Origin of the sequence: Halomonas sp. TG39a (assembly GCF_000744395.1) — a bacterium.
Taxonomy (GTDB): domain Bacteria; phylum Pseudomonadota; class Gammaproteobacteria; order Pseudomonadales; family Halomonadaceae; genus Vreelandella; species Vreelandella ventosae_B.
In genome coordinates, this window is record NZ_JQLV01000001.1 from 3,330,291 (window position 1) to 3,353,466 (window position 23,176).

Sequence of the window (23,176 nt, forward strand, 5' to 3'; positions counted from 1 at the left end):
AGGCGACCCCATGATTCACAACAAAGAAACCATACCTCAGCGCCCGGCCCCTAAAGGCACCATTGGCCCGGTTGCCTGGCTGCGCGGCAATCTGTTTAACGGCCCAATCAACAGCATCTTCACGTTGTTGGGCCTGTATGTACTGTACCTGCTGGTGGTGCCAACGGTTCAGTGGGCATTTATTGATGCCGACTGGGTGGGCGATAGCCGTGAAGATTGCTCACGAGTGGGTGCCTGCTGGGTATTCGTCAACGCGCGGTTTTCCCAGTTTATGTACGGCCTTTACCCCAGTGAGGAGTATTGGCGCGCCAATATCGTGTTTGGCATGTTTGCAGCGATTATCGCTTGGATGGTGATTCCCCGCCTACCCTTCAAGCGGTGGGTAGTGGTGTTTGCCTTACTGATATTCCCGGTGATCGCCTACGTGCTACTACACGGCGGCTACTTTGATTTGCCGCGGGTTTCCACCCACCGCTGGGGCGGCTTAATGCTGACCCTGCTACTGGCCAGCGTGGGCATGATTGGCGCACTGCCGATTGGCATCGTGCTCGCCCTTGGGCGTCGTTCGAACATGCCCATCGTCAAAACCTTCTGCGTGATTTTTATAGAGTTCTGGCGTGGCGTGCCACTCATCACCATTCTGTTTATGGCCTCGGTGATGTTGCCGCTGTTCCTGCCTTCAGAACTCAGCGTGGATCGCCTGGTACGCGCCTTGATCGGCCTCACACTGTTCCAGAGTGCCTATATGGCCGAGGTTATTCGCGGTGGCTTACAGGCCATTCCCAAAGGTCAGGACGAAGCCGCTGCGGCGCTGGGTATGACGTACTGGAAGCGTATGGGATTAATCGTGATGCCCCAGGCGCTGAAAATGATGATTCCGGGTATCGTCAATACGTTTATCTCGCTATTTAAAGACACCACCCTGGTGATGATCATCGGGCTGTTTGACCTGTTGGGCATTGTGCAAGCGGCGCTTTCCGACTCGCGCTGGCTGGGCTTCTCTATTGAGGGGTATGTATTTGCCGCGTTCATATTCTGGATTTTCTGTTTCAGCATGTCGCGCTACAGCCAGTACCTGGAACGCAAGTTAAATACCGGCCATAAGCACTAGTTCAAGTACTCGCTTATGTACGATTGCCGAATCTCTTTACGTTTTGAGTAGGACTTCAACATGACACAAGCAGCCACCAACACCGCTGGCACCAGTACTTCTGACCTGATGGTCGAGATGCGCAACGTAAACAAGTGGTACGGCGACTTTCACGTACTGCGTGATATTTACCTGGAGGTAAAACGCGGCGAGAGGATCGTGGTTTGTGGCCCTTCGGGTTCGGGTAAATCAACGCTGATTCGCTGCATTAACCACCTTGAAGAGCACCAAAAAGGTGAAATCGTGGTGGGCGGTGTACCGCTGACCCAAGACGTTAAGCGCATTGAGCAGATTCGTCGCAGCGTTGGCATGGTGTTTCAACACTTCAACCTATTCCCTCACTTAACGGTGCTGGAGAACTGCTGTATCGCGCCAATGTGGGTGCAAAAGAAGCCCCGCAAAGAGGCCGAAGCCCTGGCCATGGAGTATCTGGAGCGCGTACGCATTGCCGAACAGGCGACCAAGTACCCAGGGCAGCTCTCAGGCGGTCAGCAACAGCGCGTGGCCATTGCCCGCTCACTCTGCATGCACCCCGACGTCATGCTGTTCGATGAGCCCACCTCCGCACTCGACCCCGAGATGATCAAGGAAGTACTCGACGTTATGGTCGAGCTAGCGGAAGAAGGCATGACCATGATCTGTGTCACCCACGAAATGGGCTTCGCCAAGAAAGTGGCTGACCGGGTGATCTTTATGGATCAGGGGCAGATCATTGAAGAGAACGCACCGGAGCCCTTCTTCAATAACCCACAATCCGAGCGTACTCAGCTGTTCCTAAGCCAGATTCTGGGGCATTAATACACAGCCCCAGCAGAAAAGTAGCTGTGGATAAGTACGTCATCATGGGCCTCACTTGAGGCCCATGATGTTGAATAGGCTTTAAAAATAACAGCTATTAAAAACAGCCAAAAAAGGATAAACGTATGATTGAAAAGCTGTTTATTGACCGCGCACCCCAGCCCATCGCCCCGTTTTCCCACGCCTGTCGCGTAGGCGACTTGGTGTTTATCACCGGGCAAATGCCGACGGTGCCAGAAACTAACGAGATGCTCTTGGGTACCTTCACCGAACAGACCCACCGGGTGATGCAGAATCTGGCGATTGTGTTGGAAGAAGTCGGCAGCGCCTTCGAATATGTGGTTCAGTCTCGGGTATTTATTACCAATATGGGCCACTTTGAGGAGGTGAATAAGGTCTACGCCAGCTACTTCCCACAGCCGTTACCTACCCGCACCTGCATTGGGGTGACCGGCTTAGCGGGCGGCGCCGATGTGGAAGTCGATATGATCGCCTGGATTCCGCCGTCTCAGACATAGATAGCGCTTACCAGTCGTTGTTTTCAAGCTTACCAGTACGCCACGACGCGATTGCGCCCCGCTTCTTTGGCCGCATAGAGGGCTTGGTCGGCCTGGGCGACAGCCACTGCCTGACTGTGGTCTAAATCACTGGAGAGCGTCAGCGGCGCAATGCCAATGCTCACAGTGAGCGTCACTATCGTCGGCGTTTGCAAATCCCCCGCCGTCAGGTAAAACGGCTGCTGGGCGATGCGTTCGCGAATACGCTCACCCAGTTGCACCACCTGCTGGTGGGATAACTCACCCGCCGTAACGGCAAACTCTTCTCCGCCTAGTCTCGCTAAGCAATCCTCAGGACGCAGAACCTCATGGACACGCTTAGCCATTTCCACTAACAGGGCGTCCCCCGCAGGGTGGCCGTAGCGATCATTGATATGCTTGAAGTAATCAATATCAATCATCAGTACATAATGGGTAGCCTCTGCCTGACACTCATGGAGTTGCGCTAAGTGATTAGCCAAACCACGCCGGTTACGCGTGCCGGTCAGGGCATCGAACTCCGCGGCCACCCAGGCCTGCTCTTCGATTTTTTTGCGTTGGCTAATGTCGATGACCAAGCCGCCGATCCGCGCCAAATACCCATCAGCGGTGTAGTAGCTCTCCATCACCAGTTCATGCCAGCGCCAATGACCCGACGCTACCCTGAGCTGCACATCAATACGGCATTGGGTTTGCAGGCGCTGCTGGCACTCGCGTATCAATCCAAACACGCGTAACCGGTCGGCGGGCATGGCATGCGCCAGCAAGCGACGCAACGGGAGCCTAGCGTAATCGCCAGGATAACCCAGCGAGAGCAGCAACGCCGAAGAGCACCAGGTAGCACCGCTGCGCGCATTGATCTCCCAGGTACCACAGGCGGCGACCTGCTGCAGTAGATCAACCTGACGCTGCCTGCGGGTAAGCTGCTGACGATAAATAGCCGAGGCGATCAGCTCAGCGCCGATCACTAGCGCTTGCAGCCCAGCACCTTCCCAATCGACTTCTCGCTCACAGTCGTCAAAGCCCAGCGTGCCCCACCACTGGCCATCCACCATAATGGGCACGGTGACCATCGACTGAATCGACTGGCTTTCTAAATTGTCGCGCAGCGTACCAAGAGCCACCCGCGAGGTAATACAGGTGTGCGACTCACCTCGCTCGCGACGATTGACCATTTCCTCATATTCGTCATCATCGATCAGCGTGGTAAAAAAGCGAAAGCGTTTTTGCGTTCGCTCACGATAGTGCGATGAGGATGCCCACTCAAAAACAAAATCCTGCAGGACACCGCTTGGGTTGCGTTCTATGGTTTGAAATATCCACACGCGATTGACACCCGACGCTTCACCTAGCGCTGCCAGTAGTTGATCGACGCCATCGCTCCAAAAATGCTCGTCAATTAGGGCACTGCTGCCTATAGAGAGGGCTTTTAGCAGGCTCGGCGCATCCGGCGAGAAAGGAGCAGGCATAGTAGGGTCCCTTTACTTTTTCTTTGAGGTTACCACACAGTCTCCTTAGGGGATTACACGCTACTCCCATAAAGCGTGATGCTCGCGGGCGCTAACGGGGTTTGCTCACGATGGGTCGCCAGCGACTTCCCCGCCAGCGCGGTAAGCAGAATCTGTAGCGGATCGCCGTGGCTGACCAGCACAATGGTTTCACCGCTGGCCTTTTGCTCCCACCCATCAATCACTGCCTGCATACGCGTGGCTACCGCGCTTACTGCTTCTACCCGATGGTGAGTGTGCTCGGCATCTTCAGCGTCTAACGCCCATATGCTGGAGTAGCGATCATCACTCTGCCCCTCAAACTCGCCAAAATAACGCTCTCGCAAGCGCGTCTCTACGCTTGGGGTGAGTCCAAACGCGGCGGCGATGTGGGCAGCCGTTTGCGTCGTGCGCAGAAAATCCGAGTGTACGACAAGCGTTGGTGTCGGCCACTGCCAGTCGGCCACCCTCTGGACAAGCTGTTGCTCGCCCAGCTCGGAAAGGCCGAAGTCCGCCACACCGCGCTCCGGCGAGCTAACAATCACGCCCTGCTGATTGGCTTGGCTATGGCCGTGGCGCATTAGTAAATAGCGGTTGCGCCAATGGTCGGAGAGTGGCCGTAAAGTATTTGACATAAGTTTGTCACAAACCCTAGATTGAAGGTGTCTGCTTTCGAAAATAACCATCCTGGACGCGGAATGTCCACTTACGAAACATTTTTTGTTTTCAGTAGTGGCAAAACGCAGCAAAGGCAACACAGCTCGATGCATAGAAAGAACACAACAATAACGCACAAACGAGGCTTACCATGGCAACTTCGCTCTTCCGCAAGCGCCCGCTTGCGATGCTTACCGCTGCATCTCTGCTACCGCTCGCTCTGCTCTCTTCCCACGCTTATGCGGAATGTGAACGTGGTGACTTAGATACCATTTATTGCGATGAAAACGGTGACATGGTCGCTGACCGCCCCGCCGATGAATCCGAGTGGGACAACCCCGACACCCTTATCTTTGCTTACACCCCGGTCGAAGACCCGGCGATCTATTCAGATATCTGGCAGCCCTTTATCGATCATTTGTCTGAAGTTACCGAGCGCGATGTGCGCTTCTTTGCAGTGCAGTCTAACGCTGCCCAAGTAGAAGCGATGCGCAGCGGGCGGCTGCATATCGCCGGTTTCTCCACTGGCCCCACGCCGTTTGCGGTGAACTTGGCCGGTGCAGTGCCGTTTGCGTTAATGGGTTCTGATGACGGTCAATTTGGCTATACACTGCAACTGTTTACCCACGTTGACTCTGACATTCATGAGGTTGAGGATCTCAAAGGCAAACGCGTTGCTCACACCTCACCCACCTCTAACTCGGGCAACTTAGCCCCCCGCGCATTGCTGCCTGAACTCGGCATTACCCCCGACGAGGATTACGAAGTGGTCTACTCAGGTAGCCACGACCAATCCATGCTGGGCGTCGTGGCCCAAGATTACGATGCTGCTCCGGTCGCTTCCGAAGTGGTCGAACGGATGGCGGCACGCGGTCTTTACGATGAAGAAGACGTGCGCCTGATCTACGAATCAGACCGTTTCCCGACTACCTCGTATAACTACGCGCACAACTTACACCCAGATCTGGTCGAAAAAATCGAAGAGGCCTTTTTCAGCTTTGATTTTGTTGGCACCGAGCTAGGTGAAGAGTTTGAAGGCGTCGAAAAATTCATACCCATCAACTACCAAGATAACTGGCAGGTGATTCGCACCATCCAAGCAGCCAATGACGTGAGCTATACGCCCGAAAACTTGGAAGAGTAAAACGTAGCGCACCGCTTTCGGCGGTGCGATTATTTTCTCGACGATGGAAGCGAACACATGCTGGAAATTACCAATCTGGTCAAACGCTATGGCCACGATGAAGCCGTGCTGAAAGGGCTCGACCTCAGGGTAGAGGGAAACAGCGTTGTTTCTATCGTAGGCGCTTCAGGCGCTGGTAAAAGCACCATGCTGAGGTGCATTAACCGCTTGGTAGAACCAACGTCCGGCTCTATCAAACTCAATGGCAATGAGCTGGTTAACCTTAAAGGCGCTGAATTACGCCGCGCGCGACGCAAAATCGGCATGGTATTCCAAGGTTTTAACCTGCTGGATCGCTTAACCGTCATGGAGAACGTGCTCGCCGGGCGGCTAGGCTACGTAAACCTGTATCAGGCGATTTCACGCCGCTACCCCCAGGCTGATATTGAGCGTGCGTTCGTGCTGATGGAGCGCGTGGGCATCGCTCACTACGCCAACAAGCGCGCTGATGAGCTTTCCGGTGGCGAGCGCCAGAGGGTAGGTGTGGTGCGCGCCTTGATGCAAGAGCCTGAGGTGCTGCTTGCCGATGAGCCCACCGCCTCGCTTGACCCTCGCACCTCTGAGCAGATCATGATTCTGCTGCAAAGCCTGGCCAGCGAGCTCTCGCTGCCGGTGCTGATTAATATCCACAACGTCGCTCAGGCCAAAACCTATACCGAGCGCATTGTAGGCCTACGCCACGGCAAGATGATCTTTGATGGCCTACCCAAGGACTTCAATAAAGACGCGCTGGATGCCATCTACGGGGGGATTGACGCACCGGACGATGCAATCACGGATACACCAGCGGAGGAGCACACCCATGACTCCACCTGACGCTCATTCCACAGCACTCCGTACTTGGAAAAAGCCGCCGTTTATTGCCAACCCGCTACTGCGCTACGGGCTGATTATCGTCGCAGGGGCCTATTTGGTCTGGGCGTTCGGATCACTGCCGTTCAACTGGGCGCGTATCTCTGAAGGTTTGCCCCGCGCCGCACGTATTTTTAGCGGCGGCTTCCCGCCCAATCTGGAGCGCTACGAGCTACTGTTAACAGGCTTTAAAGAGAGCTTCCAAATCGCCATTTTGGCGACGCTACTGGGGGTCTTTCTGTCGATTCCATTTGCTGTGATGGCTGCGCGTAATATTGCTCCCATGCCAATTTATATTATTGGCCGGGCGGTGATTATCATATCGCGCAGTTTCCACCCGGTGATTGTGGCGATTCTGTTTGTGGCCGCCGTGGGCTTTGGCCCCTTAGCGGGTATTCTTACCCTAACGCTCTACTCAATCGGCTTCGTCGGCAAACTGCTTGCCGAAGAAATCGAAGAGATTAACTGGGGGCAAGTGGAAGCGATGAAAGCCGCTGGCGCGGGTTATGTGGCAATTCTGTATTACGCTGTATTTCCACAGATATTGCCTCGCCAGGTCGGGCTTTCCATGTACCAACTGGACAGCAACCTGCGCGCTTCCGCAGTGGTCGGGATTGTTGGGGCGGGCGGCATTGGCGGCACGCTGATGAACGCCTTTGGCCGCTACGACTACGACTTCGCCTTTGCGATTCTACTTATTATCATCGCGGTCATTTTGCTCAGCGAAGGTATCAGCGGTTGGGTAAGGAAAAAAATATGGTAGATCACGCACAGCAACTCGCCGACCGGGTCTGGCAACGCTACGACCGCACACAGCGCCTGATCCGTTATGCCGTACTTTTAGTCACATTGATCGTGGTGGTATGGGCGGTGCGCGACATTGATATCTTCTGGCCCTGGGTATGGGATGCACCGAATCAGATCTCCGGGCTTGGGGCTCGCATGTGGCCACCCAGTGCAGCGGGGCTTAACGGTATTATCGCCGCACTGATTGAGACCGTGCATATCGCCACTCTAGCCACCTTTCTGACGATATTTTTGGCGCTACCGGTAGCCTATATTGCGGCTCAGAACACCACGCCTAACCGTGCTTGCCTATGGTTGGGGCGCTTCATTCTGGTCTCCAGCCGTTCAGTCAACACGATTATTTGGGCGCTACTGTTCGTGGCGATTTTCGGCCCTGGGGTACTAGCGGGTATCCTCGCCATCGTATTTCGCTCGATTGGCTTTATCGGCAAGCTGATGGGAGAGGCGATTGAAGAGATTGACCGTAACCCAGTGGAAGCGATGGAAGCCACCGGGGCCTCCAAGGCCAAGGTGGTCGCCTACGCGATTGTGCCGCAAGTGATGCCGGCCTTTTTTGCCATTGTCATCCTACGCTGGGATATCAATATCCGCGAATCGACCGTGCTTGGTTTAGTGGGCGCCGGGGGTATTGGGGTCATCCTACAGGGTGCGATTGATACCTTCGCCTGGCCAACCGTGGCGACCATTTTGATCGCTATCATTGTGTTGGTATTGATCGGCGAAGCCATTACCAGCCTGCTGCGCAGTAAGGTGCTTTAACCCCGTGGCTTAAACCGTGGCAAGTGTTTGACCTAACGCCAAACGCTTGCCATGGTTAATGAACCATCAACGACATGGAGTATGCACAGCGATGACAACCTATATCGTGGTAGCCGACGCCGCTCGCGCACGTATCTTTACTCGTGATGCCTTAACGCTGGCGGAGCAGGAGAGTCTGGTTCACGCAGAAGGGCGACTGCATGAAGGTGACTTGATCACCGACGGCCGAGGCGATGTGCACGAGTCGATGTCCAGCACGGCACGCTCGGCAGGCGAAGAGGGAACTGCCACTAAACATGAAAACGAGCTGTTCGCGAAAGAAGTCGCTCAGCGTCTTTATAGCGCGCGAGTAGGTAACAGCATGGAGAAGCTAATCATGGTAGCGCCACCCAAATTTTTGGGCCTGCTACGTGACAAACTCGATGGCCCCACGCAAAAACTAGTCATTCACTCCCTTTCGAAAGACCTAAGTAAAGCCTCGCTGGCAGATATTCAAACTGCCGTGAGCGATTTACGCTAGTCGTTTTAACCTTATAACCTATTAATTATCCTAAAGTAATGGTCGCTCTCGCCGATAATTTAGAAGCTATTATAAACGGTACTTCCCCCTGAGTACCGACATGCACTTCGACGTCGAGAGCGACCATGTTATCTTCCCTCCGAGCACGCATACTATTAGCCGCTCTAGTGGCGATTACCCTCGCCCTAGTGATTAACGGCATTGCCAGTTACACCACCGTAAAACACCATAATAGCCAGCAAATAACGCGCAATCTTAGCGCCGTGGTTAACGGTAATACGCAAGCTATCAACGAGTGGTTTAACGCACGCTATACCATGCTTTCCAGCATGGATGATGCAGCCAATAGCGATGACCCACTTGCCGCACTACGCCAACTGGCTGGCTCAGGCAGCTTTATGACAGCCTACATTGCTTACCCTTCCACACCAGACGCTATTTTTTCCGATGGATGGCAGCCCCCCAGCGATTACGACCCGCGTCAGCGGCCCTGGTACCAAGGCGCAGCCGAAGCGCAAGAGACCATTATTACGGCACCTTACACGGATGCCCAAACGGGGGGCTTAATCGTTACCTTTGCACGCCCTTTCTACCGTAATGGGCAGCTGGCCGCAGTCATTGGTGCGGATATTACCATCGAGGATGTGATCGAAATTGTTACCGGCATTGCCCCTACGCCTTCCAGTTTTGGTTTTTTAACCACAGAAGACGGCACCCTGATCGCGCATCCTGACGCTGACATGACGCTCGAACCTTCCACACGTTTGAGCGATGAACTGACCAACACCCGACTTAGCGAAATCGCCCAAGCCGATGAACCCCAATCACTTTCACTGCAAAACAGCGATACGTTGCTAATGGGCAATAACGTGGGTGGTAGCAGTGGCTGGCAGTTGATTGTGGCACTGGACGAACACGAGGCAACAGCGGGCCTGCGCGCCATCGCCACTACATCGATAGTCACGCTACTGATTGTGGCCGCAATCACGGCAGTGGTCTTCGGTTTGCTGCTTTCTCTGCTGCTACGCCGCTTGCTGGGAGTTCGTAATGCGATGGATGATATCGCCTCGGGAGAGGGCGATTTAACCCGACGCTTGCCCGAAGAGGGTAATGATGAAGTCACTCAAATTGCCAAGGCCTTCAACCGTTTCGTAGGTAAAATGGAGGCCGTATTAATCGATGTACGCACCAGCAGCGAGTCGGTTCACCACGCGGCCAACGAGATCGCCATGGGTGGTCAGGATTTGTCTCGTCGTACCGATAACGCTGCCGCTAGCCTGCAGCAGACCTCTGCATCGATCGAGGAAATCACCAGCACGGTTCAACACACGGCGGCCTCCGCAAAAGAAGCCAACAAGCTCTCCCAAACCGCCTCAGAGGTAGCCAACGAAGGTGGGAAGGTTGTCGCAAATGTGGTGACCACCATGGAAGACATTACCCACGCTTCGGATAAGATCGGTGAGATTGTCACCTTGATGAACAGTATTTCGTTTCAGACCAACCTGCTGGCGCTTAACGCCTCAGTGGAAGCCGCTCGGGCTGGCGAGCATGGCCGTGGTTTTGCCGTGGTGGCCGATGAGGTACGCAAGCTGGCTGGGCGTAGCAGTGATGCCGCCAACGATATTCAAAAACTGATTGAAGACTCACAAAGCAAAGTGAATAACGGCACCAACTTGGTGCGTAATGCCGGAAACACTATGCAGGATATCGTGGCGCACATTACCCGTGTGACCGACGTGCTGGAAGAAATCAATGCGGCCACCAGCGAGCAGAGTGATGGCATTAATCAGGTCAATATTGCCGTCGCAGAACTGGATCGCATGACCCAGGAAAACGCGGCCATGGTCGAAGAGTCCACAACCGCTGCCGAGCAGCTAAAAGAGCAGGCCGACCACCTGGCAGGCACGATTAGCAGCTTCAAGCTGTCTCAACATCCGCCCGCGCCTCTAACCTCAAAATCGGCCAAGGCGTTACCATCATTTTAACCGCTTAAGGAATTGGCGGCAGCGCAATATCGTCGCTGCGCTTGGCTCCTGCGGTCATTTCACGGCACAGCCGCAGGAACTCGCGCACGCCAGTGGTGAGGTATTTATGCCGGTGCCAGATAAACGTGAACTGACGCTTTAGATCCAACTCCGGCGTGGGCAGCGGCACCAAGCTGCCGCGCCGGAAGGCATCACGCAGCGCCAAACGCGAGACACAGCCAATCCCAAGCCCTGACTCCACAGCACGCTTAATACCTTCCGTATGCTCTAGTTCCAGCAGGGTGTTAAACCGGCTTCGGCGGTGGCGGGCGGCGTGCTCCAGGGTCATGCGCGTGCCAGAGCCCTCTTCGCGCATAATCCAATCCTCACGCAGCAACTGTTCTAACTCAAGATGCTCACGGCCCGCCAGCGGATGGCGTGGCGAGCAAAACACGCACAGCTCATCTTCCACCCAGGGCTGGCTGATGATCATGTCATCGTCGCACTGCCCTTCAATCAACCCCAGATCCAGCGAGTGCTGGCGCACGCCTTCGATAATATGGCGCGTATTGCGCACTGCCAAGCGCACCCGGCTACCGGGGTGGCGCTGCATAAAGTCGCTGATAAGCAGTGTGGCCAAATAGTTACCGATGGTCAGCGTGGCGCCGACATCCAGCGACCCCACCCCTTTCTGCCCACGTAGAAGCTCTTCGATCTCTTCACCACGGTCAAGCAACGCGACCGCTTTGGGCAACAGCTGAAAACCCAAGGCGTTGAGTTTTAAGCGCTTGCCGATGCGGTCCAGCAGTTGGCAGTCGAACTGCCGCTCAAGCTCCGCAAGCGCCGTGCTGGTCGCTGATTGCGACATGGCCAACGCCCGCGCCGCATGGGAGACGCTCTCGTGCTGGGCGACCGCCACAAAGACTTCCAACTGCCGCAGAGTATAGTGCATAGCGTCTGACCTTTATTTGATCTATATCTATTTTTCAGATAACCGTTATCAATATAATTCGCTTAACAGATATACCACCCTTTGCTTAGACTTGCTGGCAACAGATTTAATCATTTTTATTCTTTTTAAGAATATGACCGATGCGATCAGCGCCAGCATCGGCTAATGGAGACAATGGCATGAGTAAGTTTGCTCTGGAAGAAGTGCTTAGCGTTCATCACTGGAACGAGACCCTGTTTAGCTTCCGCACTACCCGCGAGCGTAGCCTGCGCTTCAAAACCGGCCAGTTTGTGATGATTGGTTTGGAAGTGAATGGCAAACCGCTGATGCGCGCTTACTCTATTGCCAGTCCCAACTACGAAGACCACCTGGAGTTCTTCAGCATTAAAGTGCCCGATGGCCCGCTCACTTCGCGCCTTCAGCACCTGAAAGTGGGCGACCAGATTATGGTTAGCCGCAAGCCCACTGGCACGCTGGTATGCGATGATCTACTGCCGGGTCGTAACCTTTACATGCTTTCAACCGGCACCGGCCTGGCACCGTTTATGAGCTTGATCCAAGACCCGGAAGTCTACGAGCGCTTTGAGAAAATCGTGCTGGTTCACGGTGTGCGCGAAGTCTCTGAATTAGCCTACGCCGACTTTATCACCAAAGAGCTGCCAGCCCATGAGTACCTGGGTGAAGACATCGCTGAAAAGCTGGTCTACTACCCGACCGTTACCCGGGAAGAGTTCCATACCATGGGGCGCCTGACCGACCATATTCGTACGGGCAAGCTGTTTGAAGACACTGGCCTGCCGCCCATCGACCCGCGCCAAGACCGTGCGATGATCTGCGGCAGCCCCGCCATGCTGGACGATACCAGCGCACTGCTCGACGAGCTGGGCCTGAACATCTCGCCGCGCATGGGCGAGCCAGGCGACTACGTCATCGAGCGTGCGTTTGTCGAGAAGTGAGTGGTGAGTGGTGAGTGGTGAGTGGTGAGTGGTGAGTGGTGAGTGGAAAAATTTTAGCCGCTATAGTGATGTATCACTAATACAAAGCCCCTGCTGGAGATGATCCACAGGGGCTTTGTGCGACTTACGCCTTACAATTCACAATTCACAAACCTAAACCGCATCTTTGCCCGTTTCGCCGGTACGGATACGGATCACCTGCTCTAGCGGCATCACAAAGATTTTGCCGTCGCCGATTTTACCGGTGTTAGCTACCTGGGTGATGGCATCAATCACCTGCTCGGCCATATCGTCGTCCACAGCAACTTCCAGCTTCACTTTAGGCAGGAAGTCCACCACATACTCAGCACCGCGATACAGCTCGGTATGCCCTTTCTGGCGCCCAAAGCCCTTCACTTCCGTCACCGTAATACCCTGTACACCGATATCAGAGAGCGACTCGCGCACATCGTCGAGCTTAAACGGCTTGATAATAGCTGTGATCAATTTCATTACCATATCCTCTAACTGGGTGGCCATGATGGGGTCGGGTTGCATGGCTGCGCGTGTCGCAACCGATGACCGCTAACTACCAGCATACACCGCTATTGGCAGAGAATAAAAAAGCCTCCCACTAAGGGGAGGCCGTAAGGAGCACGCCAGCTCACTTGATCAGCATTAAGTTATTTCTTCATACCGCTGTTTATTTCTTAATGCCGAATTCGGGATAGGCTTCAAGACCGCACTCGGCGATATCCACGCCTTCGTACTCTTCTTCTTCGCTAACCCGGATGCCCATGATGGCTTTCAAGATCAGCCATACCACCAGGCTTGCCAGGAAAACCCAAGCGAAGATACCTACGATACCGATGATCTGAGCACCAAATGATGCACCGTCGTTGGTCAATGGCACCGCCAGCACACCCCAGATACCCACAACACCGTGTACTGAGATCGCACCGACCGGGTCATCCAGTTTCACTTTATCCAGCGTCACGATGGCAGCCACTACGATGATGCCGCCAACCGCGCCAATAATAGTGGCACCCAGTGCGGTCGGAGAGAGCGGATCAGCCGTAATCGCTACAAGACCAGCAAGTGCACCGTTCAACGCCATGGTCAGGTCGGCTTTACGGAACCACAGTTTGGCCAGAATCAGTGCGGCAATCACACCACCTGCCGCCGCAGCGTTGGTATTCACAAACACTTGCGCCACATTGTTAGCAGAATCAACCGCCGCCAGCTTGAGCTCAGAACCGCCGTTGAAACCGAACCACCCCATCCACAGGATGAAAGTACCCAGCGTTGCCAACGGCATGTTGGCGCCTGGAATAGCGTGGATTGAGCCATCTTTACCGTATTTACCTTTACGTGGGCCCAGCACAATCACACCTGCTAGCGCTGCAGCCGCACCGGCAAGGTGCACAATGCCTGAACCCGCGTAGTCAGAGTAGCCCACTTCAGACAACCAACCGCCGCCCCAGGTCCAGTAGCCAGACACCGGGTAGATAACCGCGGTCATGACCACAGCAAAGGCCAGAAACGCCCAAAGTTTCATACGCTCGGCAACCGCGCCCGACACAATCGACATAGCGGTCGCAACGAAAACTACCTGGAAGAAGAAGTCGGAACGCATGGAGTAGTAAGGTGCGTCGTCGCCACCTGCGGTCACCGCATCCACGCTGTTTTCAGCGCCAATCAGGAAACCCAGGTTGGGTAGGAAGCCGCCCGCGCTGCTGGAGTACATGATGTAGTAGCCCACCAATAGATACATGGTGCAGGCAATCGCAAACAGCGCGATGTTTTTAGTGAGGATTTCAGCGGTGTTCTTGGAGCGTACTAAGCCCGCTTCTAGCATGGAGAAGCCAGCGGCCATCCACATGACGAGCACACCACATATTAGAAAGTAGAACGTATCGAGCGCGTAGCTCAGATCAGTCAACTCATTCATTGTAAGTTCCCCGTTGAACTATAGAAATGATCCGAAAAAACAGCTTTAAACGGCGTCTGCACCGCGTTCGCCTGTCCGAATCCGAATAACGTCTTCAAGCGGTGTCACAAACACCTTGCCGTCACCGATCTTGCCGCTATTAGCCGCACTGCAAATAGCATCTAGCACGCTCTCTAGGCGAGCATCGTCCACGGCCACTTCCACTTTTACCTTGGGTAGAAAGTCGACGACGTATTCCGCGCCACGATACAACTCGGTATGCCCTTTCTGACGGCCAAAACCTTTAACTTCAGTGACCGTAATGCCCTGAACGCCGTTGTCGGCTAATGCCTCACGGACGTCGTCGAGCTTAAATGGCTTGATGATAGCGGTGATGAGTTTCATCCCGGATCTCCCCTGCTGGATAAGTCCTGCTAGATTGGTAGCGGCACAGCCGCCAGAATAAGCACCTGAACCGATAATGCGCATACTGTGCCAGCTGACTTTTTTTTCTTATAAGTCAGCTTATTAGCCAACAATTGAAGCGCACTACAGCGCTAAATCTGGGCAAACTCATTCTCTCAGCACGGCTATTGCACCAAAAAAGAGCGTAAGCAAAAGTCGCCTGCTCTATTTCGATGCAAACCACGCGCTTAACAGGAAATGCACGCGGCGCATGCGAATTCGCCAACTGTTGCGTATCCTTACCGGTAAGCAATTTTTATAGATGTTCATTTAGCGAGTTATTAAGGAGAGAGCAGCGATGGCGCCTCAAGACCGCATTAGCCGACTGGCCCAGCAGATTGGCGACCGTTTACAAAACGCCTCCCAGGCACCGGAAGATATTCAAAAGGGCGTGCAGCAAGTCGTGCGCGGCGCATTTGATCGCCTGGAGCTTGTCTCACGGGAAGATTTCGACATTTTAATGGACGTACTGCAGCGCACTCGGTCTCGGGTAGAGGCATTAGAGCGCCAGGTCGCCAACCTTGAAGCCGCCGTTGAAGCGTCAACGACCTCCACTGCCACACCGGTAGAAGCAGAAGTGCCGCCGGTGTCTACTCCCGAACCAGATACAGGTACAGAGCAAAAAGAATAAGCCTGCTTAACGTTTTGGCTTCATAAGCAGCAATAGGGCAATGGCCTATTGCTGCAATTATCAGCAAACATTGACCTCCGCATAAACACGAATCACTATCGTTGACTTTGTGTTTCCTGGTGATACTCTCCGCCTCCTAACTCCTCACTGTTCGCGGATTGTTCACCATGTACGCGCTGCCCTTTTCAACATCGCCTTTTCCCAAGTCACCGTCTTCAACTGCTGCGCTTATTGGCACCGGCCTGTTACTGGGTTTCTCCAACAGCATTTTCGCCCAAAACGCCTCCTCTGGGGCGGGCGCAGGCGACACCATGGTGGTCGTGGGGTCTCGTACGCCCACCCAGATCAGCCAAATCCCCGGTGCGGTATGGGTAATTGACAAAGAGATGCTGCAACAACAGACCCGCAATGGTGCAGACCTCAAGACGGCATTGGGGCGTCTGGTTCCGGGGCTAGATCTGGCACCGCAAGGGCGCACCAATTATGGGCAAAATATGCGCGGTCGTGGTGTGCAGGTGCTTATCGACGGTGTGTCGCTGAACAGTTCCCGCGGGCTTTCACGCCAATTCGACGCCATCGACCCCTTTAACATTGAGCGGGTGGAAGTCCTCTCCGGCGCCAGCAGTCTTTATGGCGGCGGCGCTACCGGGGGGTTGATCAATATCATTACCCGCAAGGGCGAAGAAGGCCTTAACTGGCGCACCGAAGCCGGCATCACCACCGGCTTCAACAACAGCGATGATATGGATCGGCGCCTGTCGCAATCGATCAGCGGCGGCAACGAGCGGGTTCAAGGCTACCTGGGCACTGCCATTGGGGATAATGGCCGCCAGTATGACGGCAGCGGCCAAGAGATCTTCCCCGATATCGCCCAAACCGACCTGCAGGATAATCGCAGCATTGATGTACTGGGCAACCTCTCCTTCCAATTGAGCGATGAACAGAGCCTGGAGCTGGGCGCCCAGCTGTATCGTTCCGGCTACGAGGGTGATCGCGGCGTTTACTTTCCCAACCTCGACGCGGCGACTCCCAACTTGAACAATGCCGAGATTCGCGACGGTTACCGTTCAGAACGCGACCCAGAAACCGACCGCAAGTTGGTCAACGTCAACTATCATCACGCCAACCTATGGGGGCAAAATTTCTACTTACAGGCGTTTCACCGCGAGGAGGAATCCAGCTTCCAGGCCTTTCCCTACCCTGTCGACGACGGCCTGCAATTTCGCGCATCGCAACAAAACACCGATTTAAGTGGCATTAAAGCGCTCTTCGAGTCGCGCCTGGGTGACGACGTTTCGCTAACCTACGGCCTCGATATGGATCGAGAAACCTTCGATGCCAGCCAGATGCTGTTCGATACCGACATCTCGGACGCCTCCGGCGGCCTGGTTCAGCAGGCATCGGGAGTTGAGCCTCGCTACCCCGGTTATCAGGTGGACGGGCTGTCAGGCTTTGTGCAGAGCGACTGGCAAGCCACTCAGGGACTCAAACTCTCTGCCGGTGTACGTCAGCAGCACATGGATGTCCAAGTGGATGAGTTCCAGGGGATCCCTGGCGGCGAAAATGACTACGAAGCAACCCTCTTCAATGCCAGCGCCCTCTATGATCACCGCAACGGTCACCAGAACTGGCTGCAGTTTAGTCAGGGCTTCGAACTGCCAGATCCCGCCAAGTACTACGGCAAGAGCCCTGAGGTGAGTGTCGACAATAACCCCCTGTCTGCCATCGAGACGGACCAGGTAGAGCTCGGCTGGCGCTACCAAGGGGGCAATTGGACGGCCCAAACGGCGCTTTACTACGCTTGGTCGGACAAAGCAGTTGAGAACGCCGAGGATCTAAGCGTTAGCGTAGTGGACGAAAAGAAACGCGACTTCGGCCTGGAAACCGCCGTGACCCGTTACTTCGATAATGGCCTGGAGGCCGGGGGCACGCTGCACTTGGTGCGTTCTGAGCAAGAAAACGATCAGGGTGACTGGGAGAAGCGTGACGCCCGCTATGCATCGCTCTCTTCTGCCACCGCCTTTATCGGCTGGACAGATTATGTTCGCTCGGCGCGCTTGCAGGCCAACCATAACTTCGACCTGAAAGACGATGCCGACCGCGAGATCGATGGCAATACCACCCTCGATTTATCGCTCAGTCAAGACACAGACTTCGGCACCCTAAGCCTGGGCGTGCAGAACCTGCTGGATGATCAGTACTCCACCGTTTGGGGCCAGCGAGCCGCGATGTTTTATTCACCCTACTACGGCCCAGAATACCTCTACGACTACCAGGGCCGCGGGCGTACTTACACCCTGAACTGGTCGATGGCTTACTGAGCACTGGTTCACTAACCGCTGATAACCGAGCAAGGGCGAGATAATGGTAATGGAAGTGGGAATGGCAGCACCAGACTCGATAACGTCCTATGGCGCGCCACTCACCACCCATGACCTGCTGGCGCTTGGTCAGCGCTTCGGGATTGACTACCGCTTTCCCGAAGCGCCCGACCGCGCCCAGCCAGCGCCGTGCGTGGCCCGCGGTCGGGTGATGGATGTCGAGATAAACCCCTCGCTGCGGGTGACCCACTCGGACCTTGACGTCCTGCACGCCTACGCCTCCACCTCCCGGCGTTCCGCTGCGTGGTTTCTCAGTGTCATCCTTGAGGGCCGTATCCAAGTGGGACTCGGTCACCAGTCGTTTCAGTTGCAGGCTGGCGACGCCTTCAGCGCGCATTTCAACGAGCAGACCGGGCTTGAGGTCTTCCAGCCCGCACCACAGCGTTTGCGCATCCTGAATATATCGATACTCGCTTCCACCGGGCCTCTCTCTTCCTTGCCCATCAACGTTGCGCCTCCAGCAGCCCCCATGCTGCATATCTGGAAAGTACCGCAGCTCCTTCACCATAGCCTGGAGACGGCACTGGCTTCGAACTGGCCTGCAGAGCGGCAGCGCCTGTTATGGCAGGGTCTAGCGCTACAGTTGTTAGCACATGGGCTGCCTGCCGCTTGCCTTTCGCCCAACGACGAAGAGCAAGCAGTCAGCTTCCCATCGGGTCTCTCCCATCGCGACCAACAATGCCTGGAACGCTTGCGCCAGCAGCTCGAAGAGTACCCCAACCAGGCGTATCGGCTGGAGCAGTTGGCCAGCAACGCCGCCATGAGCCCTAGTAGCCTACGCAGCAAGTTTCAGCGCTGTTACGGCTGCTCAATATTCGACTATCTACGCCGTTGCCGTCTGGCCCAAGCGCAGGCGTACTTGCGCAAAGGTTACAGCGTGCAGCAAACCGCTCACGCCTGCGGTTATCGCCACGCCACCAACTTTGCCACCGCTTTTAAGCGCGCCTTTGGTATCGCGCCCCATGAGGTGCACAACCGCCACTAAGGTCGCTGCTGTAGCAGCGGTAAGTTCCTTTGATTGACGCTTTTTGGCAGCGCGCATACGCCTTTTATCATTGCACATACCTTTCACAGGCGAATAAGCGCAATAATTCTCATTAACACTTTGGTTAATTGATTCTTATTGCAGGTGCTCCCCATGCTCATCCCCCATCATCGCTTGCTACGCTCGCCACACTTTTTACGCTCTCCAATCAGAGCCGCCATTATCGCCTCACTGGCCGTTTCCCCGCTGTACGCTCAGGAAAGTACCGAACTGGAAACGGTCACCGTCACCGCCCAGCAGGCTGCCACCAAGGTAGAAACGCCGACGATCGAAATCCCCCAGAGCGTATCCACCATTACCCGCGAACAGATGGATAACCGCGGCGTAAGTACCGTGCAGCGCGCCACCGACTACACGCCCGGTGTTTACAGCAATCAGGTAGGCGCCTCCAATCGCTTCGACTACCTGGTACTGCGCGGTTTTTCTGACGGTAGCTTGAGCAATACCTTCCTGGATGGCCTGAAAGTCATGGGCGATGCCAACTCCCATAGCAGTATGCGCATCGATCCGTGGTTTTTGGACAGCATAGAAGTCGTCCGCGGGCCCGCCTCGGTGCTCTATGGGCGCGCCTCCCCTGGCGGTGTGGTCGCCTTAAACAGTAAGCGTCCGGAATTTGAACAGGGCGGGGAACTGCGCTTTCGAGTGGGTAATAACAACCAACGCAGCGCCGCTTTTGACCTCACCGGGCCTATTGGCGAAGAGCAACGGGTGGCCTTTCGCCTGACCGGTATTGCCAGCGCCGCGGATACCCAGTTTGGCCCGGCAGAAGAGGAACGCTATGCCATTGCGCCCCGGCTCACCTGGGATATCACCGATGACACCAGCCTCACCTTAGAAGCCTACCTACAGGATGAACCCGAAGGCGGTTACCACTCCGGCGTACCCTATGAGGGGGCCGTGGTCGCCCATAATGGCCGCAAGATCAGCAACAACTTCTTTGATGGTGAAGAGGATTACGACACCTACGAGCGCACCCAGCGCATGTTCGGCTACAGCCTGGAACACCGCTTCAACGACCAGGTGACCGGCCGTCAATTGATGCGCTATCTCAATTCAGACGTAGTGCTCAATCAGGTCTACGGCTATGGCTGGGTATCACCGGACTCTGACGAACTCACCCGCTACTACTCCGGCAGCAATGAATCGCTGGAGGCCTGGACCCTCGACAACCAGCTGGAAGCGAACATCAGCAGTGGCTTTATGGATCACACCCTACTGTTCGGGGCAGATTACCAGCAGCGGAAAAACGACGTGTCGTGGCCCACGGGGTATTTCCAGCCGCTCAATGCGTTTGACCCGGTTTATGGCAGCGACCCCATCGAGTTTTACGCCCCCGTGCGCGAACGCCATGAGATCGACCAGACCGGTGTCTACCTGCAGGACCAGATAGCCATGGATAACTGGCGCTTCACCCTGGGCGGCCGTTACGACTGGGTCAATATCGACAACGCCAACCGCGATAGCGGTGACATCAGCTCCCTCAGCGATACCCAGTTCAGTGGCCGCGCCGGGGTGGTCTACCTGTTTGATAACGGCGTTGCTCCCTACCTGAGCTACTCCACCGCCTTCACCCCCACCAGCTTCGTGGATGAAAGCGGCGATTTGCTATCCCCAATGGAAGGTGAACAGTGGGAAGCGGGCTTGAAGGTTCAGCCTCACGGCAGCGCCAGCCAGTACAGCGCGGCACTTTTCCATATCAGCCAGGAGAATGTGGCGACCAAAGAGCAGCCCACCGATCCTTACCGCGCCGTGGGGGAGATCGAATCCCAAGGGCTGGAGCTGGAAGCGCAAACCCAGCTAACGGATACCCTCTCGCTTCAGGCAGGCTATAGCTTCACCGACATCACCTACGCCAAAAGCGATGATGGTAACCAGGGCAACAACGCGATTTACGCCCCTCGCCATCAAGTGCAGCTATGGGGCCACTACCAGGCCAACAAGGGCTGGCTAAACGGCGTAGATATGGGTGTGGGCGTACGCCACTACGCAGATATCGCCGCAGACCGGGCCAACACCGAAACCGTGCCCGACTATACCCTGGTGGATGCCACCATTGGCTACGACCTAACCCAACTCGGCGTTGAAGGCGTCGAAACACGCTTAAACGTGAACAACCTGTTGGACAAAGAGTACGTGGCCTCCTGCAACTCCCTGGAGTACTGCTACTTCGGTGCCGAGCGCGGCGTAACCGCCAGCGTTCACTACCGTTTCTAAGCGCCGATTCTAAGGCTCTTTACAAGTCCTTATGCTAAGCATCGTTAAGTAATCGTGATCTCACCTGCCCAGGCCACTACGCCTGGGCATTTTTTACTTAAATGCCCGTTTGCAAACAATAAATATTATCGTTTAAATGTATCTCTTATTTTTCCGGATGGCCTCTCACCACCATGCGCCACACCTCCCTGTTCTGTTTGCTCGCGCGCTGCGGGCTGTTTGCCGCCTGCCTGCTGAGCATTTCTAACGCCCAGGCCCAGTGGGCCACGGTCGACTGGACGATCGCCGAAACCTTGCTGGCTATTGACGCGCCTGTAAGCAGCGTCGCCCAGCAGAGTGACTACCGTGCCTGGGTAGGCGAACCGCGCATTCCTGATAATGTTAGCGATATGGGGCTGCGCACCCAGCCCAACCTGGAGCTGCTAGCCCAGGTGCCACCAGAGCAGACGCTGATTTCGCCCATGTTCGCGGGTTTAACGCCACGCTTGGAGAAAATTGCGCCGGTCACTTTGTTCTCGCTCTACTCCCCTGGCGCCGATACCTGGCAGGAGATGCAAACCCTGACCCGTGAGCTGGGTGAGCTAACCGAGCACCAGTCCCAGGCCGAGCAGCTTATTGAAGACACCCAAGCCTTGATGACCACACTGCGTGAATCCCGGCCCCTCTCACAATCCGAAATCTCACCGCTGCTGATGGTGCAGTTTATGGATGCCCGCCACGTGCGCGTGTTTGGGGAGAACAGCTTATATAACGCCGTGCTGGAGCAGCTCGACCTCCCCAATGCCTGGGATCAATCCACGAATGCCTGGGGATTTGCGCTGGTAGGGATTGAAGCGCTGGCACGCTACCCAGAAGCAACGCTGGTGATCATCGACCCACTGCCCGCTGGGGTCGAAGAGCAGTTGGCAAAAAGCGGCCTATGGCAGCAGCTCCCCAGCGTCAGGCACGACAGGGGAGTTCGCCTGCCGCCGGTGTGGAGCTTCGGCGCACTTCCCTCCGCCCAGCGCTTTGCCCGTGAGCTGACGATGGCGCTAGAGGCAGCGCCAGCGGTTACCCATCGAAGGCAATGAGTAGAAGAGCGTGAAGCTACCAAAGCGTTCTTAATTACGATAGGTTAGGCACTTAAGGTAAAGTAGAGTTCGCTTACATTGGGGTTAGAGCTCTTAGCAAACAACAGCGAGGGAGTGCAATGACGCTAGCCATCGTATCCACGCGTGCAGGCGTAGGTTTAGATGCACCGGCGGTGCATGTTGAGGTGCATCTGGCCAACGGTTTGCCGGGCCTAACGCTAGTGGGCTTGCCGGAAACGGCAGTAAAAGAGAGCCGCGAACGGGTGCGCAGTGCGCTAGTGAATGCGGGCTTTGATTTTCCCAATACCCGCCGAATTACCTTAAACCTCGCCCCCGCTGACCTGCCTAAAGAGGGTGGCCGTTTTGATCTGCCCATTGCCCTGGGCATCCTCGCCGCCTCCGGGCAAATTCCCGTGGAAGCGCTAGAGGGCATGGAGTGTGCTGGTGAGCTGGCCCTGGATGGCAAGCTGCGCGCGGTGCCGGGCATACTGCCTTTTGCTCTAGCCACCCGGCGGGCGAAAAAAGCACTGATCATTCCCCGCGACTGCGCAGATGAGGCCGCCCTGGCAGGCGATTTGCCGGTGCTGCCTGCCGATACTCTCTGGCAGGTAGTGGCTCACTTACTCGACCAAGAGAAGATACCCCCACACAAGCTCAGCGCCTCGGTGAAAACCACCGCCCCAGTGGAAGACCTCGCCGATGTGCGCGGCCAGCAGCAGGCCCGCCGGGCGCTGGAAGTCGCAGCGGCCGGTGGCCATAACCTGTTAACGTCATGGATTTAGAGACCTATATAAGAATCAAAGAGATACGTGGTCTATTGGTATGCTAGTACAGTCGGTG

Annotated in this window: 21 protein-coding genes and 1 pseudogene; 16 read left to right on the forward strand and 6 right to left on the reverse strand. The window is 55.5% G+C overall.

The annotated features are described in order from the left end of the window. The first annotated feature begins 10 nt into the window (after positions 1–10). The 3 genes from U738_RS14885 to U738_RS14895 all read left to right on the forward strand — a co-directional run bounded on the left by U738_RS14885 (position 11) and on the right by U738_RS14895 (position 2,466). Positions 11–1,111 carry an amino acid ABC transporter permease gene (locus U738_RS14885; protein ID WP_035581891.1) on the forward strand — a complete coding sequence of 367 codons (1,101 nt, stop codon included), beginning with the start codon at positions 11–13 and terminating at the stop codon, positions 1,109–1,111. 60 nt (positions 1,112–1,171) lie between these two features. Beyond that, positions 1,172–1,948 carry an amino acid ABC transporter ATP-binding protein gene (locus U738_RS14890; RefSeq protein ID WP_197671965.1) on the forward strand — a complete coding sequence of 259 codons (777 nt, stop codon included), beginning with the start codon at positions 1,172–1,174 and terminating at the stop codon, positions 1,946–1,948. A gap of 125 nt (positions 1,949–2,073) precedes the next feature. Further along, positions 2,074–2,466, forward strand: a complete 393-nt coding sequence (locus tag U738_RS14895; protein WP_035581893.1) for a RidA family protein — start codon at positions 2,074–2,076, stop codon at positions 2,464–2,466. Between the two features lie 29 nt (positions 2,467–2,495). Here U738_RS14895 and U738_RS14900 read toward each other — a convergent pair whose 3' ends face one another. Both U738_RS14900 and U738_RS14905 read right to left on the reverse strand, forming a co-directional pair. Further along, the gene (locus U738_RS14900; RefSeq protein WP_035581895.1) at positions 2,496–3,953 is read right to left on the reverse strand and encodes a sensor domain-containing diguanylate cyclase; all 1,458 of its coding nucleotides are present in this window, start codon (positions 3,951–3,953) and stop codon (positions 2,496–2,498) included. Positions 3,954–4,006: 53 nt separating this feature from the next. Then, positions 4,007–4,606, reverse strand: a complete 600-nt coding sequence (locus U738_RS14905; protein WP_035581896.1) for a histidine phosphatase family protein — start codon at positions 4,604–4,606, stop codon at positions 4,007–4,009. 173 nt (positions 4,607–4,779) lie between these two features. Here U738_RS14905 and phnD point away from each other — a divergent pair, with 173 nt between their 5' ends. The 6 genes from phnD to U738_RS14935 all read left to right on the forward strand — a co-directional run bounded on the left by phnD (position 4,780) and on the right by U738_RS14935 (position 10,734). Continuing rightward, positions 4,780–5,772, forward strand: a complete 993-nt coding sequence (phnD, locus tag U738_RS14910) for a phosphate/phosphite/phosphonate ABC transporter substrate-binding protein (protein WP_035581898.1) — start codon at positions 4,780–4,782, stop codon at positions 5,770–5,772. Positions 5,773–5,829: 57 nt separating this feature from the next. Beyond that, positions 5,830–6,627: a phosphonate ABC transporter ATP-binding protein gene (gene phnC / locus U738_RS14915; protein ID WP_035581900.1), complete on the forward strand. Its 798-nt coding sequence runs from the start codon at positions 5,830–5,832 to the stop codon at positions 6,625–6,627. Continuing rightward, positions 6,614–7,426, forward strand: a complete 813-nt coding sequence (gene phnE / locus U738_RS14920) for a phosphonate ABC transporter, permease protein PhnE (protein ID WP_035581902.1) — start codon at positions 6,614–6,616, stop codon at positions 7,424–7,426. The genes phnC and phnE (U738_RS14920) overlap by 14 nt, the downstream gene beginning before the upstream one ends. Beyond that, a complete protein-coding gene (gene phnE / locus U738_RS14925) occupies positions 7,420–8,229 on the forward strand; it encodes a phosphonate ABC transporter, permease protein PhnE (protein ID WP_035581904.1) in 810 nt (269 codons plus the stop codon). The genes phnE (U738_RS14920) and phnE (U738_RS14925) overlap by 7 nt, the downstream gene beginning before the upstream one ends. Positions 8,230–8,320: 91 nt before the next feature. Next, positions 8,321–8,749 (forward strand): host attachment protein, encoded by a 429-nt coding sequence (locus U738_RS14930; protein WP_035581907.1) that lies wholly within the window; start codon positions 8,321–8,323, stop codon positions 8,747–8,749. A 125-nt stretch (positions 8,750–8,874) separates the two neighbouring features. After that, on the forward strand, positions 8,875–10,734 hold the full coding sequence (locus U738_RS14935) for a methyl-accepting chemotaxis protein (RefSeq protein WP_035581909.1): 1,860 nt from the start codon (positions 8,875–8,877) through the stop codon (positions 10,732–10,734). 4 nt (positions 10,735–10,738) lie between these two features. On the opposite strand, the gene U738_RS14940 is transcribed toward U738_RS14935, so the two are convergent. After that, positions 10,739–11,665: a LysR family transcriptional regulator gene (locus U738_RS14940; RefSeq protein ID WP_009286188.1), complete on the reverse strand. Its 927-nt coding sequence runs from the start codon at positions 11,663–11,665 to the stop codon at positions 10,739–10,741. 179 nt (positions 11,666–11,844) lie between these two features. On the opposite strand from U738_RS14940, the gene U738_RS14945 reads away from it, so the two are divergent. After that, complete coding sequence (locus U738_RS14945; RefSeq protein ID WP_035581911.1) at positions 11,845–12,621, forward strand: ferredoxin--NADP reductase; 777 nt, start codon at positions 11,845–11,847, stop codon at positions 12,619–12,621. A 153-nt stretch (positions 12,622–12,774) separates the two neighbouring features. Here the strand turns inward: U738_RS14945 and glnK are convergent, their stop codons facing one another. The 3 genes from glnK to U738_RS14960 all read right to left on the reverse strand — a co-directional run bounded on the left by glnK (position 12,775) and on the right by U738_RS14960 (position 14,935). Further along, on the reverse strand, positions 12,775–13,113 hold the full coding sequence (gene glnK, locus U738_RS14950) for a P-II family nitrogen regulator (protein WP_007112362.1): 339 nt from the start codon (positions 13,111–13,113) through the stop codon (positions 12,775–12,777). Between the two features lie 190 nt (positions 13,114–13,303). Beyond that, positions 13,304–14,551 carry an ammonium transporter gene (locus U738_RS14955; RefSeq protein ID WP_035581916.1) on the reverse strand — a complete coding sequence of 416 codons (1,248 nt, stop codon included), beginning with the start codon at positions 14,549–14,551 and terminating at the stop codon, positions 13,304–13,306. 45 nt (positions 14,552–14,596) lie between these two features. Next, entirely contained in the window at positions 14,597–14,935 is a 339-nt protein-coding gene (locus tag U738_RS14960; protein ID WP_007112359.1) for a P-II family nitrogen regulator, read from the reverse strand. A gap of 358 nt (positions 14,936–15,293) precedes the next feature. Here U738_RS14960 and U738_RS14965 point away from each other — a divergent pair, with 358 nt between their 5' ends. The 6 genes and pseudogenes from U738_RS14965 to U738_RS14990 all read left to right on the forward strand — a co-directional run. Continuing rightward, positions 15,294–15,626 carry an accessory factor UbiK family protein gene (locus tag U738_RS14965; RefSeq protein WP_035581918.1) on the forward strand — a complete coding sequence of 111 codons (333 nt, stop codon included), beginning with the start codon at positions 15,294–15,296 and terminating at the stop codon, positions 15,624–15,626. A gap of 167 nt (positions 15,627–15,793) precedes the next feature. Then, complete coding sequence (locus tag U738_RS14970) at positions 15,794–17,947, forward strand: TonB-dependent receptor (RefSeq protein ID WP_081899114.1); 2,154 nt, start codon at positions 15,794–15,796, stop codon at positions 17,945–17,947. Positions 17,948–18,008: 61 nt separating this feature from the next. After that, on the forward strand, positions 18,009–18,992 hold the full coding sequence (locus tag U738_RS14975; RefSeq protein WP_035581921.1) for a helix-turn-helix transcriptional regulator: 984 nt from the start codon (positions 18,009–18,011) through the stop codon (positions 18,990–18,992). Positions 18,993–19,145: 153 nt separating this feature from the next. Next, on the forward strand, positions 19,146–21,266 hold the full coding sequence (locus tag U738_RS14980) for a TonB-dependent siderophore receptor (protein ID WP_035581923.1): 2,121 nt from the start codon (positions 19,146–19,148) through the stop codon (positions 21,264–21,266). Between the two features lie 173 nt (positions 21,267–21,439). Next, on the forward strand, positions 21,440–22,336 hold the full coding sequence (locus tag U738_RS14985; RefSeq protein WP_035581926.1) for an ABC transporter substrate-binding protein: 897 nt from the start codon (positions 21,440–21,442) through the stop codon (positions 22,334–22,336). A gap of 119 nt (positions 22,337–22,455) precedes the next feature. Next, positions 22,456–23,103: pseudogene (locus U738_RS14990) on the forward strand (magnesium chelatase domain-containing protein); the annotation flags it as partial. Positions 23,104–23,176 lie beyond the last annotated feature (73 nt).